The sequence below is a fragment of the Actinoplanes sp. NPDC048791 genome (genome assembly GCF_040650095.1).
Classification (GTDB): domain Bacteria; phylum Actinomycetota; class Actinomycetes; order Mycobacteriales; family Micromonosporaceae; genus Actinoplanes.
Genome location: NZ_JBEZGQ010000014.1, coordinates 1 through 14620 on the forward strand (window position 1 = coordinate 1; position 14620 = coordinate 14620).

Genomic DNA, 14620 nt, shown 5'->3' on the forward strand with positions numbered 1-14620 from the left:
CCCACCCCGAAGACCGCGGCGACGCCACCGAGCACCTCGCCGGTGGTGGAGCCGTCGGTGACGACGATGCCGGCGACCCCTCCCGGATGCGCGGGGGCGACCCGGTGCGCCACGGTGAGCGCGAGGCTGGTCTTGCCCACCCCGGCCAGGCCGACCAGCGTGACGCCGCGCGGTCCGTCGTCCCGCGCCGGGGCGAGGCGGGTGACCAGCTCGGCGACATCACTGTCGCGGCCGATCAGATCACCGGCCGGCGGCAGGCGTACGTAGCGCGGCTGCGCGGACGCACCGGCCGGTTGACCGCGTGCGGCGGCCAGGAACGCGATCCTGTCCGCGCCGGCCAGGCCGAGTGCGGCCGCGAGCAGTTCCACCGTGGTCCGCTGCGGCCGGGAGGCGCGACCCCGTTCGAGGTCACGCACCGTCCGCACACCGACCCCGGCCCGAGCGGCCAGCTCGTCCTGGGTCAGCTTCGCTCGCAGCCGGTAACTGCGCAGCACGGCGTCGAATCCCGGACCATCCTGGTCCGCCCCGTGATCGGACGTCATGTCTCGAACCTAGGCACCCGGATCGATGGATGCCGACTTCAGCATGCAATTTGTCGAGTAACCGACGCTCCCGCCGTCGGATTTGCCGCAGAAACCGACCGGGAGTCCAAGATCTATAGTCCGAGGCCGCGCGCGATGATCATGCGTTGCACTTCGGACGTACCCTCACCGATCTCCAGGATCTTCGCGTCGCGGTAGAAGCGGCCCACCGCGGACTCGTTCATGAAGCCGTAGCCGCCGTGCACCTGGGTCGCGTACCGGGCGTTGTCCATCGCGGCCTCGCTCGCGTACAGCTTGGCCAGCGCCGCCTGGTGCTTGAAGTCCTCGCCGGCCAGCATCCGGGCCGCGGCCTCGTAGTACGCGATCCGCGCCGTGTGCGCGCGCATCTCCATGTCCGCGATCATGAACTGGACGGCCTGGTAGTTGCCGATCGGCCGGCCGAACGCCTGCCGTTCCTTGGCGTACTTGACCGACTCGTCGACGCAGCCCTGGGCCAGGCCGACCGACAGCGCCGCGATGGCGATCCGGCCCTCGTCCAGGATGCGCAGGAACTGGGCGAAGCCGCGGCCCCGCTCGCCGAGCAGGTTGGCCGCCGGCACGCGCACGTCGTCGAAGGCCAGCTCGTGGGTGTCGGAGGCGCACCAGCCGACCTTGGAGTAGCCGGGCGCGACGGTGAAGCCGGGAGTGCCCGACGGCACGATGATGGTGGACAGCTCCTTGCTGCCGTCCGCCTTCGTGCCGGTCGCGGCCATCACCGTGACCAGGCAGGTGATGTCGGTGCCGGAGTTGGTGATGAACGCCTTGGAGCCGTTGATCACCCACTCGTCGGTCCGCACGTCGAGCACCGCGCGGGTGGTGGTGGCGCCGGCGTCGGAACCGGTGCCCGGCTCGGTCAGCCCGAACGCGGCGAGCGCTTCACCGCTGGTCAGCCGGGGCAGCCACTCGGCTTTCTGCGCGTCCGTACCGAAGCGGTAGATCGGCATCGCACCCAGCGAGACGCCCGCCTCCAGGGTGATCGCCACGCTGCTGTCGACCCGGGCCAGTTCCTCCAGGGCCAGGCAGAGCGCGAAGTAGTCGCCGCCCATGCCGCCGTGCTCCTCGGCGAAGGGCAGGCCGAAGAGGCCCATCTTGCCCATCTGCCGGACCACTTCGTAGGGGAACGTCTTCTTCTCGTAGTGCTCGGCGATGACCGGCGCCACCTGCTCGCGGGCGAACTCCCGCACGCTGATGACCAGTGCCTCCTGCTCCTCGCTGAGCCGGAAGTCAACCATGACGGGTCCTTTCTAGACCGGGGTGACGCCGTGCCGGCGCCGGGAGAATCCGCGGTCCTTGCCGCGCGCGGCGGCGAACCGGCGGACGAGCTCGCCGCGCAGGTCGGCGGGCTCCACGATGGTGTCGATGACCAGCTCGCTGGCCAGCCGCAGGATGTCGATGTCGCGTTCGTACTCGGCCCGGCGCTCGGCCACGAAAGCCGCCCGCTCGTCCTCGGGCAACGCCGCGATCTTGTTGGCGTAGACGGCGTTCACGGCCGCCTCCGCGCCCATCACCGCGATCTTGGCGGTGGGCAGGGCGATGGTCGCCTCGGGGTCGAAGCCGGGACCGGCCATCGCGTACAGGCCGGCGCCGTAGGCCTTGCGCACCACGACGCAGATCTTGGGCACGGTGGCCTCGGAGATCGCACTGATCATCTTGGCGCCGTGCCGGATGATGCCCTGCTTCTCGACCGCGCTGCCGACCATGAAGCCGGGCACGTCCGACAGGAACAGCAGCGGCACGTTGAAGGCGTCGCAGAGCTGGACGAAACGGCTGGCCTTGTCGGCCGAGTCGACGAACAGCACGCCGCCCTTGAACATCGAGTTGTTGCCGACCACGCCGATGACCTGGCCGTCGAGCCGGGCGAAGCCGACGGTCAGCTCGCGGGCCCACAGCGCGTGGATCTCGAAGAAGGAGCCCTTGTCGACGATGCCCTTCACGTACCGGCGCATGTCGAAGGCCTGGCGCTCACTGACCGGGACCAGCGCGGCGAGATCAACAGCGGCAGGCTCCTGGGCCTCGGCCGCCGGCGGCTGCTGCGTCCAGTTCGCCGGCAGATAGGAGAGATACGAGCGGACCACGTCGAGCGCGTCCTGCTCGGTCTTGCAGAGGAAGTGCCCGACCCCGGACTCGGCGCAGTGCACCCGCGCGCCGCCCATCGCCTCGAGCGTCGTCTTCTCCCCGGTGACCATCTCGACCATCCGGTCGGAGCCGAGGTACATGCTCGCGTTGCCCTCGACCATGGCGACCACGTCGCAGAAGGCGGGGATGTAGGCGCCGCCCGCGGCCGACGGCCCGAACAGCGCACAGACCTGCGGGATCGAGCCGGAGGCCCGGACCTGGGTGTGGAAGATCTTGCCCGCTCCGCGCGGGCCGGGGAACAGGTCGACCTGGTCGGTGATCCGCGCGCCCGCGGAATCCACCAGATAGACCATGGGTACGCCGTACTCGTACGCCCGCTCGATGATCCGGATGATCTTCTCGACCGTACGGGCGCCCCAGGAGCCGGCCTTGACGGTCGAGTCGTTGGCCATCACGCACACCTCGCGCCCGTCGATCCGGGCGTTTCCGGTGATCACGCCGTCCGCGGGCAGTCCGTCCGCCAGGCTGTTGGCGTAGAGCCCGTCCTCGACGAAGGAGCCGTCGTCCACGAGCAGCGCGATCCGCTCGCGGGCGAAGAGCTTGCCCTTCGCGGCGTTGGCGGCGTGATAGCGCTCGGCGCCGCCGGCCATCGCCCGCTTGCGCGCCTGTGCGAGCGCGTCTTGGTCGAGTGCCACCTGGTCCCCTTCGTTCGTCCCTGAACGATCGTTAGGCTAACCCATTCCGGGGACGGAGACCAGACACGCCGAACGGGAGCCCCCGCAGGTAGCGGGGACTCCCGTCCGTTTCGTACGACCGGCGCTGTGGAGGAGCGCCGGTTTACTGCCCGACGCCCAGGGGCGTCGCTCGGGTCACGCCCGGGACCGGCGTGACCCGGGCCTCATCGCAACTACTTACTTGCCGAGCGTGTCGAGGACGTTCAGGCCACCGACGTTCAGGCCACCCGCGTTGCTCAGGTTCTGGGTGAGGCCGTCCACGGCGCCCGCCTCCTGGGTGCTCTTGCGAGCCGGCTTGCCGTACTTGTCATCCTGGTTGCCGGCGTCGCCGGCGACGTCGTCGTCGTCCTTGTTGCCGTAGCCGTCGTCCTTGACGCCGTCGTCGCCGGCCACGTAGTCGTCGTCGTCCTTGCCACCGTTGTCGCCACCGTTGCCGTTGTGGCCGTGGCCGTTGTCGCCGCCGTTGCCCTTGTGGCCGTGGCCGTGGCCGCGGTCACCGTCGACGTCGACGTCGTTGGCGCACGCCGCCGCCGAGTTCGCCAGGCCGAGAACGGCGAGCGAGTTGCCGCAGACGTTGATCGGGATGCTGATCGGCGCCGCGAGCTGCGTGCCGTTCAGGATGCCCACGTTGCGGGACGAGTCCTGCGAGAAGTCGTGGCCACGGGCCGACTCGTTCTTCGCGACGGCGGCCGAGTTGGCCTCGCCGGCGACACCGATCGAGTTGCCGGCGATGTTCAGCGGCGCGGAGATCGGGGCGTAGACCTGGGTGCCGTTGGCGATCCCGTAGTTGCCCGAGGTGTCCTGCGAGGTGGACTCGCGGCGGTGGCCGCCACCGTCACCGTTGACGCAGGCCGCCTGCGACTGGGCCAGGCCCAGGATGCTGAGCGCGTTGCCGCACAGGTTGATCGGGACGTCGACCGGCGCGTAGACCTGCGTGCCGTTCAGAACCCCGAAGTTGCCGGAGGAGTTCTGGTCGGCGCCGCGGCCGCCCCGGCCACCCCGGTTGCCCTTGCCGTGCTCGACCTTGGTGCTCTCGACGTGGTTCACACCGGCGCCGGAAGCGTTGGCCAGGCCCAGCACGGCGGCGGAGTTGCCGACCACGTTCACCGGCACGGAGATCGGCAGGTACGCCTGGGTCCCGTTGGCGATGCCGAAGTTGCCGGAGGTGTTCTGCGAGACGCCGCCCTTGCCACCGCGCTTGCGGTGCTGGCCGCTCTCGACGAAGTTGATGCCCGAGCCGGCCGAGTTGGCCTCGCCGGCCACGCCGATCGAGTTGCCGACCACGTTCAGCGGCACGGCGATCGGGGCGAACACCTGCGTGCCGTTGAGGATGCCGACGTTGCCGGAGCTGTCCTGCGAGACGTCGGCCTGCGCTGCGCCGGGGGCGAACAGCAGGGCGCCGGCCGCCAGAACACCGACGCTGAGAGTCTTACGAACCCAAGTCTTCATGAAAAGAAGATGCCTTTCAGAATTGTCAGAAAATGGTGAGACGCGTATTCAATTGATCGGTGCTTTCGGGCGCAGCGGTGCCACGAGCGTTTTTCATGGACTGCCCTGACCCCGCCTGTCGACGTGCGCCCGTTACGAGTGACGCATTGCAGAGCGGTGGCGTACCGGATATTGGGCCCCGAGGTGATTCGCCGCCTGTTCGCAAGCGGTTGGGGAATCAGGCCCGTGGTGCGGGCACACCGCATCCGCTCCAGGTGCTGCGGGTGACGGAGATGCCGGCCGGTGCCGGTACTAGTCAGGTGAGACGGTCGGTGCCTCGGCGTCATGGCGCCGGACCTCGACGTCGGCCGCGATGGGCAGCCGGTGGCACGCCACCGTACTGTCCGCGACCTTGGCCGGAAGGAAGGCCGCAGAGCCGCCCTCCGTCGCAGTTGACGGCCCGGAGGCCGGAACGCCGTTCGCTGCCCCGAGGTGCACCCGCAGAGGCGCGGGTCCGTCACCGCCGGGTGTGTCGCTGACCGTCTCCGGCTCGGCCGCCGTGGCGGCGGCCCGGTGCCGGTCGGCAGCGAAGGTGTGCTGCCGGGCGACGGTCTTTCCCACCTGGTCCCGCCGGTCGGGCTGACGCTCGGCCGCCGGTACCTCCTCGTCCCTGTCCACGACCTCGCCGACCGTGCTGACCTGGTCGGCGACGATCTCGCCGGCCCCGGTCAGGTCCTCATCGGACTGCTCGGCGTCCACCTCGGAGACGTCGGTCCCCGAGACCTCGGAGCCGCTCACCCGCGTCGCGGAGTGCCGCACCGGCAGCGCCGGCGCACTCCCCGCCCGCGGCGGCTCGGGCTCCCGGACATCGGTGACCGGGACGAGTTTCCGGGTGTCCACCGCTTCACCGGAAGGGCGAAGTGGGGCGGTCAACCCCCGGACGACGCTGTCCACCCCGCCCAGGACGGGATCCGCGTCGTTGCTGCTCTTAGTGGCCGGGGCCGGCGTTCCCACGAGCTTGCCCGGGAGCGCCACCGCGGCGGCGAGACGTCGGTGGTGATCGGATTCCAGCGGCTTGACGGCCGCCTTGAGGACCCGGTCCACCACCGGGACGCTGTTGTTCTCGCCGTGCACCACAGAGCCGATCAGCGACGAGCCGAGGGAGAGTCCCTCACCCGCCGGATCACGGTCCGCGGCGTGCGCGGCAGCGCCGGTGAGCAGCCAGGCCGCGCCGGCCAGACCGCCGACGACCAGTGCACGCAGTCCCCACCGGGATCCGGTGCGTCCTGCGCGGTGCTCCTTGCGCCGCTCCGCCCCCTGGCTGTGGGGCGGCATGAGCGCGGAGACACCGGCGGGCCGGACCGACGCGGAGCGGTACGCCGTACGCGCATCGCGCTCGACCACCCGTCCCGTCATTGTCCTGCCCCTGTCCGTCGGCTCGTTACTGCTCCGGCCGACTGCCCGCCCGAAGGAACAAGGCGATATCGGCCACTCGGTATTGGTAACGAAGCGGCCCAGCGAGGGTCACGCAGGCATTCCGGAAAATTGATCGCGTCGCACCGGAAGCGAAAGAACGGTAAAGAGAATCCGGATCAGACCAATCTGGTGCGCGGCCCGGCCCGAAGAACACCCGACGGGAGTGTGCGACCCAGCAGGTCCTCGGCGAGTTCGGCCACCGCGATCAGCTTGTCCAGGTCGATTCCGGTGCGGAGGCCCATGTCCTCGAGCATGTGCACGAGCTCCTCGGTGGCGATGTTGCCCGAGGCGCCCGGCGCGTACGGGCAGCCGCCGATCCCGCCCACGCTCGCGTCGAACTCGGTGACGCCCAGTTCCAGGGCGGTCAGCACGTTGGCCAGCCCCGTACCCCTGGTGTTGTGGAAGTGCAGCAGGTCCGGGCGTACCTCGGTGAGCAGGTCACGGACCCGGCGCGGGGTCGCCATGCCGGTCGTGTCGCCGAACGCGATGCGGTCGGCGCCGTCGGCGCGGACCCGCTCCACGATGGACGCCACCCGCTTGGGATCGATGTCGCCCTCGAACGGGCAGCCGAAGCTGGTGGCCACGATGACCTCGAGCTTCGCGCCGGCCGCGTGGATCAGCGGGATGAGACCGGTGATGTCGTCGAGCGACTCGTCGGTCGAGCGGTTCAGGTTGCGCCGGTTGTGGGTGTCGCTGGCCGACACCACCACCTCGATCTCGCGGAAGCCCGCCGCGATCGCCCGCTCGGCGCCGCGGGTGTTGGGGATCAGCGCGGAGTAGCGGACGTCGGGGTTGTGCCAGGCCCGCGCCCACACCTCGTCGGCGTCGGCCATCTGCGGGATGGCTCTGGGGTGCACGAAGGACACCGCCTCGATCCGGCGCACGCCGGTGCCCGAGAGGGCGTCGATCAGCCGGACCTTGTTGTCGGTCGGGATCGGCTCCTCGTTCTGCAGGCCGTCGCGCGGCGCGACCTCGCGGATCGAGACGGTGTCCATCAGCGCTACCCCTTCTTGACCTTGGCCGGGCGCATCCGGGCGACGATGCCGGTGTCGTAGTCGCCGGACAGGAACTCGTCGTTCTCCAGCAGCTCGGCGAAGAACGGCAGGTTGTGCTTGGGGCCGGCGATCTCGAAGCCGGCCACCGCGGTCCGGGCCTTGGCCAGCGCGTCCGCCCGGTCGATGCCCAGCACGATGAGCTTGGCCATCAGCGAGTCGTAGAACGGCGTGACCGTCGTCCCCGGGCCGTAGCCGGCGTCGACGCGCACGCCGTCGCCGGTGGGCTCCACCCAGGTCGTGACCTGACCCGGACCCGGCAGGAACCGCTTCGGGTCCTCCGCGTTGATCCGCAGCTCGATGGCGTGGCCGGTGGTGGCGTGGATGGTCGCCGGATCGAAGGTCGGCGCCGCCCCGGACGCGATCCGCAGCTGCTCCTCGACCAGGTCGATGCCGTGGATCAGCTCGGTGATCGGGTGCTCGACCTGGAGCCGGGTGTTCATCTCCAGGAAGAAGAACTCACCGGTGGCGGGGTCGAGCAGGCATTCGACCGTGCCGGCGTTGCGGTAACCGACCGCCTCGCCCGCCTTGACCGCGGCGGCCAGGAAACGTGCGCGCAGCTCCGGTGACACCGCCGGGGAGGGGGCCTCCTCGACGAGCTTCTGGTTGCGGCGCTGCACCGAGCACTCGCGCTCGCTGAGGGCCACCACCCGGCCGTCAGCCAGGCCCAGGATCTGCACCTCGACGTGGCGCACCCGGGGGAAGTAGCGCTCGATCAGCACCGAGCCGTCACCGAACATCCGCTCGGCGAAGGCGCGGACCTTGTCGTACTCGGTGCGCAGGCCGTCCTCGTCCTCGGCGACCGCCATGCCCATGCCGCCACCACCGGCGGCGGCCTTGACCATCACCGGATAGCCGATCTCCGCGGCCGCCTCGATCGCGGCCTCCACGGTCGCGGCCGGATCGTGCGTGCCCGGCGCGACCGGGACACCGGCCGCCGCCATCAGGTTGCGGGCGTTGATCTTGTCGCCCATCGCGGTGATCGCGTCCGCGGACGGTCCGACCCACACCAGGCCGTTGGCCTCGACCGTACGGGCGAACTCGGCGTTCTCGCTCAGGAAGCCGTAGCCGGGGTGCACGGCCTGCGCCCCGGTCGACTTGGCGGCCTCCAGGATCGCCTCGGTGTTGCGGTAGCTCTGGGCCGGGTTCGCCGGTCCCACGCACACCGCCTCGTCCGCCTCGGCGACGAACGGCATCCCCGCGTCCGCCTCCGAGTAGACCGCGATCGACCGGATCCCCAGCCGCCGGGCGGTCCGGATGATCCGGCGGGCGATCTCGCCCCGGTTGGCGATGAGCAGCGACTCGATCATCTCGCTCTTTTCCCTCGTGCTTCCCGGCCGTCTCGGCGGCCGGCCACTCGCAGTGCCGGGCTTTCCGCGACCCGCGGGTCAGCGGCCGATGAGGGCGTGCACCGTCGCCTCGCGCAGCAGCACGGCCCGGCGGCGGCGATCGACCTCACCACCGAGGAACGGCGTCGAGTTCATCAGGCCGAACGCGGAGTGGGCCAGCACCCGGGCCTCCGCCGGCTCCAGCTCGGGGCGCAGCGTGGCCAGCACGGTGACCCACTCCTCGACGTACAGGCGCTGGAGGCGGCGGATCTGCCGGCGCGGCTCCTCGGGGAGGCGGTCCAGCTCGTGCAGGTGCAGGGCGATGACCGCCGGATTGGCCAGCGCGAACTCCACGTGGAACTCGATCAGGTCGGTGAGTGCGGCGTGCGCGTCCTGCTGGTGCCGGCCGACGCGTTCCTGGCCGCCGTGCAGCAGGCCCTCGCTGACCGGGATGAGCGCGGCCACGAGCATGGCCTCTTTACCGGCGAAGTGGTGATAGAGGGCCGGGCCGGTCACGCCGGCGGCGGAGCCGATGTCATCCATCGAGACACCGTGATATCCGCGTGCGGCGAAGAGGCCGACCGCGATCTCGAGGATCTCGTCCCGGCGCGAGCGCCGGCGGGGGGCCGGCGGGCCCGGACGCTGCTGCTGATCTACCGTCACCTGGCAACTCTAACCCGCTGTCAAGCCGAAGCCTTAACGGCCGTTCAGCCGATTAGTCCTCCTCCACCCCTTCGGTACGGCGCAGCCGCGCGGCCTGCTCCAGGTTGCCTCCGGCCTCCAGCGCCTCGGCCAGCACCCGGGCCGTGACCTGCCGTTGCGGCGCGTCCTGGGCCATCTCCCCGAGCACCGGCCAGAGCAGATCCTCGGCCTGCTGCGGATGCCCGGCCCGCAGCAGCGCCTCGCCCAGCAGCGTCGCGACCTGGTCCGCCTCGCCGGCCGAGCCCACCTCCCGCAGCCGCTCCGGCGCATCGGTGACGTACGGCACAGCTTCGGCCGCACGGCCCCGGGCCAGCAGCAGCCGGGCCATCTCGAAGCCGAGCATCGCCCGCTCCCACACCGCGCCCGGCTCCTCGCCCACCTCGGCGGGCAGGCCGGCGTGCTTGCGCTCGGCCAGCCGGTAGGTCTCCTCGGCCGCCGCCACGTCGTCCGCCCAGTGCAGAGCCATCACCCGGCGGCGCAGCAACCGCAGCTCACCGAGCGGATCGCCGGCCACCCGCAGATCCTCGGCCCCGGCACCGAACCACTCCGCGGCCTCGGCGTCACGGTCCAGCCGGAACAACAGGTCCCCGGCGTTCTCCCGGATCTGACCACGGCCGGCCGGATTGTCGGCCAGCCGCCCGACCAGTTCCTCGTAGAGCGCGAGCGAGCCGGTGTTGTCACCGAGCTGGCGGTAGAGCCCGGCCAGCAGGAACCGGGTGTTGTCGGCGGCCTCGTCGTGGCCGAGCCGTTCGAGCCCCGCGAGGGCCTCCTCGGCGACCTCGGCCGCCTCCACGATCCTTCCGGCCTGCCGGTACGCGTCCGCGAGCTCCTGCCGGATGAAGGCGCCACCCTCGTCCAGGTCCTGCTCGGCGCAGAGCGCGACGGCCTCGACCAGATCGTCGATCGCCTCACTGGGCCGGTCGAGGTGGACCAGAGCCCGTCCCCGGCCGAGCCGCGCCGTCAGTGCGGCGGCCGGCTCGCCCGCGGCCAGCACCTCACCGAACGCCTCGGCGGCCTCCCCCGGATCGGAGGTGAGCTGGCCGAACAGGGCGGCGGCGTCGGCCAGCCGCAGAGCCGGACCGTGCTCCTGGAAGTAGGCGCGCGCCTCGGCCGCCGCCGCCAGGGCCTCCTCGTGACGACCGGCAGCGGCCCGGTTCGAAGCGCGCCGGGCCAGATAGAAGGCCCGCAGGCGCGGATCGTCGGTCTCGGCGGCGGCCTGCTCCGACCGGTCGTGCGCCGCGTTGGCCTCCTCGGGGCGGTCCTGAACCAGGTTGATCAGCGCCAGCCGGGACCAGGCGGCCGCCCGCTGCCGGGCATCACCGTGCTCCTCCTGATAGGCGGTGTCCGGCTCGATCAGCGTCCGGCCCTCGTCGGGACGCCCGGCCAGCGCCACCGAGACGCCGAGCCGGCCCCGGGCCACCGAGGCGTCACCCTCCGAGCCGGCGGCGGCGAACAGGTCGATCGCCCGGCGCCACACAACCGCAGTGCCGTCCTGGTCATCGGCCCGCCACAGCTGACTACCGAGCAACATCGCCCGACGGGCCGCGCGCTGCATCACCGCGGGATCACCGTCGGCGGCGGCCACCACGTCCTCACCCTTGCCGAACTTGGCGTCGTACACGGCCAGGACCGCGTCGGCCTCGTCGTCACGGTCCTGCAGCTCGTGCTCCTCGGCCAGGCCGAGCAACGTGTCGGCGTCGGCGTCGGCCGGGATCTCGACCGGCTGGGCGGGCCTGGGCACCGGCTGCGGTGCGGGAGCCGGACGTCGCCGGGCGGACGCGGACAACGGCAGGACCACGTCGTAGGGCTGCGCGGCGATCTCCGCGGCGATCAGCCGGCTCTGCGCCGTGGTGCCGTTGCGCGCGTCGAAACGCAGCGACAGCGCGGTGGCGAACGCCGCCAGCTCCTCGGCGAGATCCTCGGCCGTGACGTCGTCCTTCTCCCGGCGGTGCACGATCGTCTTGCCGTGGCCCAGGGTGACGAGCCGGCGCAGCAGCAGCGCCGACGACGCGGCGAAATTCATGCCCGCGGCCGGGGACGGCGCCCGCTCCAGCCAGTCGATGTGCCGTTGCAGGATCTCCAGCCCGCGGTTCTCGTTGCCCGTCCGCGCGCAGAACGCGATGTGGTCACCGATCTCCCACAGGTCGGCGAGGTTGCCGCGCATCAACCTGTACGACCGGCGGTGGGCGTCCGCGGCCTCCTCCAGCCGGCCGGTGCGAAGATACGGCACCATCAGGCCGCTGAGGATGGTCTGCGGCTGCTCGGTGCAGCTCAGCCGCCCGGCCAGCACCGGCTCGGCCAGAGCCACCGCCTCCTCGTCGCGGCCGCGGCTGGAGAGATAGGTGACCTGCGCCGACGGGTCACAGCCGGCGCAGTCGGAGAGATCGTCGCGGGGCGTCGTGTTCCACCGCTCGTAGAGCCGGTCGGCCTCGTCCTCCAGGCCGACGTGCCGGGCCACCACGTACCGGTGCTTGTGGACCGCCTGCAGGCTGTGGCCGGCCTCCAGGTAACGGCGTTCCATGTCGTCCAGCACCGCGTACGTGCGGGCCAGCGGCACCTCGGGGAACTTGGTCAGCGCCGACACCATGTACTTGAAATGCCACAGCAGGTCCTGCTCGGTGCGGGCGTGGAAGGGCGCCGGGTCGCGGTCGAAGTCGCTCAGGCACCAGGAGAACGTGACGAACGACTTCGCGACCTCACCGCCGTACGTGTACGCCGTCGTGGCCAGGATGCGCGCCTGATAGCCCAGCTCACGGTCGCCGAGCGCGTCGGCGTGCCGGATGACCTGCTCGATGACGGCGATCTGCGCGGCCCCGTACGGCATCCGGTGGGCCTCCTGGAGCAGCCCCCACAGCTCCTCGGCGGACCGGCTCACGACGCCTCCCCCGGGACCGCCCGGCCCAGCAGGCCGAGGAACGACGTGTTGAGCAGAGCCGCGTCCGCGGGCCGGATCGGGTGGTAGCCGAGCAGCAGGGCCTGGCCGTACAGGGCCTCGACGGCCAGCGCGGTCAGGTCGGCGTCGCCGATCGCGGTGACCCGGCGGACCAGCGGGTTGCGGTGGTTGAGGACCAGCTGCGGACGGTCCGGCGGGTCGCTGTCGGCGAGCGCGTCGAGCACGCCGCCCCACAGCTCGTCGGCCTTCTCCCGGGTGGCGGTGAACTCCTCGTGGAAGTGCGCCGCGCGGCTGACCAGATAGAGGGCGGGCAGGTTGGCCGGCTCGAATGTGCGCACCACCACCTCGCAGCCGAGCCGGTCGAGCCGGCGCTGGGCGGCCGACAGGAACGGGCGCAGCCGCAGCTCGGTGGCGGCGTCCAGGGCGTCGAAGCGGGTCGCCAGGTCGGTCGGCTCCAGCCGCTCGACCTTGATGGCCCGGTCGAGCTGCGGCAACCGCTCGATGATCTCGGCGTCGTAGGTGTAGCCGCCGTTGATCAGCCCCACGTCCTGGGCCGCGGCCACGGCCGCCAGCTGGCGGAACTCGTCGGTGGTGGCCGCGTACCGGATGAGGCCGTGCCGGGTGCGGAACTCGGCCAGGGTCATCTGGCCGGTGTTGGTCTCCATCGGCCACCACTGCTCGACCAGGCGCAGCATCTCGTCGTCGTGCAGGGCGAGCGCCTTGACCCCGAGGTGGTGGATGCGCAGGAACTCGGCCAGCCGGCGCGGGTCGGTCGACGCGAGCCGGACCAGCCAGCCGCGCAGCTGGTCGGCGATGGCCTCGCGGGTGGCGACCAGCAGACTGTCGTCGTAGAGGGCCTCGCGGCTGGCGGTCGGGCGCAGCTCGGTGCTGTCGACCACACAGCGGGCGAAGAAGGCCCACTCCGGCAGCAGGCCCTCGACGGCCTCGGCCAGCAGCATGCGCTTGAGGTAGACCCGGTGACCGCCGCGGGTGGCCGGATTGACCGGGGTGGGCAGCACGAACGCGGCGCCGGTGAGCCCGGCCTCGGGCACGTCCAGCTCGATCACGTCGAACGGGGTGAAGCCGAGGGTGCGTTCCGCGTACGAGATCGCGGCCCGGCGCCCGGCGGCCCAGGGCACCTCGCCGACGGTGACGGTGGTGCCGTCCACCGTCACGTCGACCGGCAGCAGCGAGCCGTAGAGGGTGGCGAGCTGGGTGACCGTCGGGCCGGCCAGGAACATCTCGGACCCGCGGCGCGGGATCAGGGTCACCGACGTGCCGGGCTCCCGCTCCGGCCCGGGCCGGACGTCGTAGCGACCGTCGGCGTACCCGGTCCACAGCACCGGCGGGGCGTCGGCATGGCGGGTGTGCACCCGGATCTCGTCGGCGACCAGGAAGCAGGAGAGCAGGCCGATGCCGAACTGGCCGAGGAACTCGTGCCGGGCGAAGCCGAGCTCGTCGCGCTTGGAGCTGCGGCCGATGGTGGCCAGCAGCTCGTGCACCTGCGCCTCGGTGAGACCGATGCCGTTGTCGGCGATGCGCAGGCTGCCGTCACCGGTCGTGCCGGCGGACTCGATGCTGATCCGCGCGGTGGCAGCGGTCTCGTCCTGCCGCACCGCGGTGATCGCGTCGACCGCGTTCTGCAGGAGCTCGCGCACGTAGACCCGCGGGCTGGCATAGAGGTGATGGCTGAGCAGGTCGACGATGCCCCGTAGGTCGACCTGAAAGGTGTTGCTCACGTCGGTTCGTCGCCCTCCCCGTCGGCGCTGAGGCGCTCAGGGTACCGGCACGATCTGACCTTCGGTGTCCGCCTTTTCCGTGACCCACCACCGGCCCGAACAGGCGGCCGCGAGCACCGCACCGGCCGTGTTGACGATCACGTCGTCCACGCTGGAGACCCGGCCGATGGCCAGCACCCACTGCAGGGCCTCGATCACGACCGCGCTGACCGCGGCGATCGCCAGGATGCGCGGCAGCGAGGCGGCCCAGCCGAACCGGACCGGCAGGAAGAAACCGACCCCGGCCAGGACGGCCAGGTTGCCGGCGAACTGCGCGACCGCCGTGCCCGGATCGCCGGAGAACCAGGACGGCAGGTCGTGCAGCGGCACGAGGTCGATCGACCGCGGCGTGGCCTGCGGGGTGAAGAGCATGCCGAGGAACGGCAGGGTCCAGCAGAGCAGACCGACCTCGGCGAGAGCGTCGCGCCGGGACCGGCTCCGGCGCCGCCACCGGTACGCGACAACGCCGGCCAGCGGTAGGAGCAGCAGCGTGGCGATGATCGTGGCGCTGTGATCCCGCCAGGCTGCTCCCATGCCGCCGAATCTAGGCGGCGGCCGCCACGCGGGCAGTC

The 14620-nt window shown here is 71.5% G+C and carries 11 protein-coding genes; all 11 read right to left on the reverse strand.

Annotation, left to right across the window (positions count from 1 at the left end; genetic code table 11):
- On the reverse strand, window positions 1–542 hold a 542-nt coding region (locus tag AB0C29_RS02660), incomplete at its 3' end, for an XRE family transcriptional regulator (protein WP_360814278.1).
- A 113-nt stretch (window positions 543–655) separates the two neighbouring features.
- The gene (locus AB0C29_RS02665) at window positions 656–1813 is read right to left on the reverse strand and encodes an acyl-CoA dehydrogenase family protein (RefSeq protein WP_360814280.1); all 1158 of its coding nucleotides are present in this window, start codon (window positions 1811–1813) and stop codon (window positions 656–658) included.
- 12 nt (window positions 1814–1825) lie between these two features.
- Window positions 1826–3352, reverse strand: a complete 1527-nt coding sequence (locus AB0C29_RS02670; RefSeq protein ID WP_360814282.1) for an acyl-CoA carboxylase subunit beta — start codon at window positions 3350–3352, stop codon at window positions 1826–1828.
- Between the two features lie 216 nt (window positions 3353–3568).
- A complete protein-coding gene (locus AB0C29_RS02675; RefSeq protein WP_360814284.1) occupies window positions 3569–4840 on the reverse strand; it encodes a chaplin family protein in 1272 nt (423 codons plus the stop codon).
- A gap of 291 nt (window positions 4841–5131) precedes the next feature.
- Window positions 5132–6223: a hypothetical protein gene (locus AB0C29_RS02680; RefSeq protein WP_360814286.1), complete on the reverse strand. Its 1092-nt coding sequence runs from the start codon at window positions 6221–6223 to the stop codon at window positions 5132–5134.
- A 188-nt stretch (window positions 6224–6411) separates the two neighbouring features.
- Window positions 6412–7290, reverse strand: coding sequence for a hydroxymethylglutaryl-CoA lyase (locus AB0C29_RS02685; protein WP_360814288.1), 879 nt, complete (start codon window positions 7288–7290; stop codon window positions 6412–6414).
- A gap of 5 nt (window positions 7291–7295) precedes the next feature.
- Window positions 7296–8657 (reverse strand): biotin carboxylase N-terminal domain-containing protein, encoded by a 1362-nt coding sequence (locus AB0C29_RS02690; RefSeq protein WP_360814290.1) that lies wholly within the window; start codon window positions 8655–8657, stop codon window positions 7296–7298.
- 78 nt (window positions 8658–8735) lie between these two features.
- Window positions 8736–9338, reverse strand: a complete 603-nt coding sequence (locus AB0C29_RS02695; protein WP_360814292.1) for a helix-turn-helix domain-containing protein — start codon at window positions 9336–9338, stop codon at window positions 8736–8738.
- Between the two features lie 52 nt (window positions 9339–9390).
- Window positions 9391–12252, reverse strand: coding sequence for a tetratricopeptide repeat protein (locus AB0C29_RS02700; protein WP_360814294.1), 2862 nt, complete (start codon window positions 12250–12252; stop codon window positions 9391–9393).
- Window positions 12249–14009 carry an HSP90 family protein gene (locus AB0C29_RS02705; RefSeq protein ID WP_360814296.1) on the reverse strand — a complete coding sequence of 587 codons (1761 nt, stop codon included), beginning with the start codon at window positions 14007–14009 and terminating at the stop codon, window positions 12249–12251. Before AB0C29_RS02705 ends, AB0C29_RS02700 begins: the two co-directional genes overlap by 4 nt.
- Window positions 14010–14045: 36 nt before the next feature.
- A complete protein-coding gene (locus AB0C29_RS02710; RefSeq protein ID WP_360814298.1) occupies window positions 14046–14582 on the reverse strand; it encodes a VanZ family protein in 537 nt (178 codons plus the stop codon).
- Window positions 14583–14620: the final 38 nt, after the last annotated feature.

Bases quoted from the DNA above. Each gene is read 5' to 3' on its own strand.
- AB0C29_RS02665 (WP_360814280.1), bottom strand. From the start codon at position 1,813: ATGGTTGACTTCCGGCTCAGCGAGGAGCAGGAGGCACTGGTCATCAGC.
- AB0C29_RS02675 (WP_360814284.1), bottom strand. From the start codon at position 4,840: ATGAAGACTTGGGTTCGTAAGACTCTCAGCGTCGGTGTTCTGGCGGCC.
- AB0C29_RS02685 (WP_360814288.1), bottom strand. From the start codon at position 7,290: ATGGACACCGTCTCGATCCGCGAGGTCGCGCCGCGCGACGGCCTGCAG.
- AB0C29_RS02690 (WP_360814290.1), bottom strand. From the start codon at position 8,657: ATGATCGAGTCGCTGCTCATCGCCAACCGGGGCGAGATCGCCCGCCGG.
- AB0C29_RS02710 (WP_360814298.1), bottom strand. From the start codon at position 14,582: ATGGGAGCAGCCTGGCGGGATCACAGCGCCACGATCATCGCCACGCTG.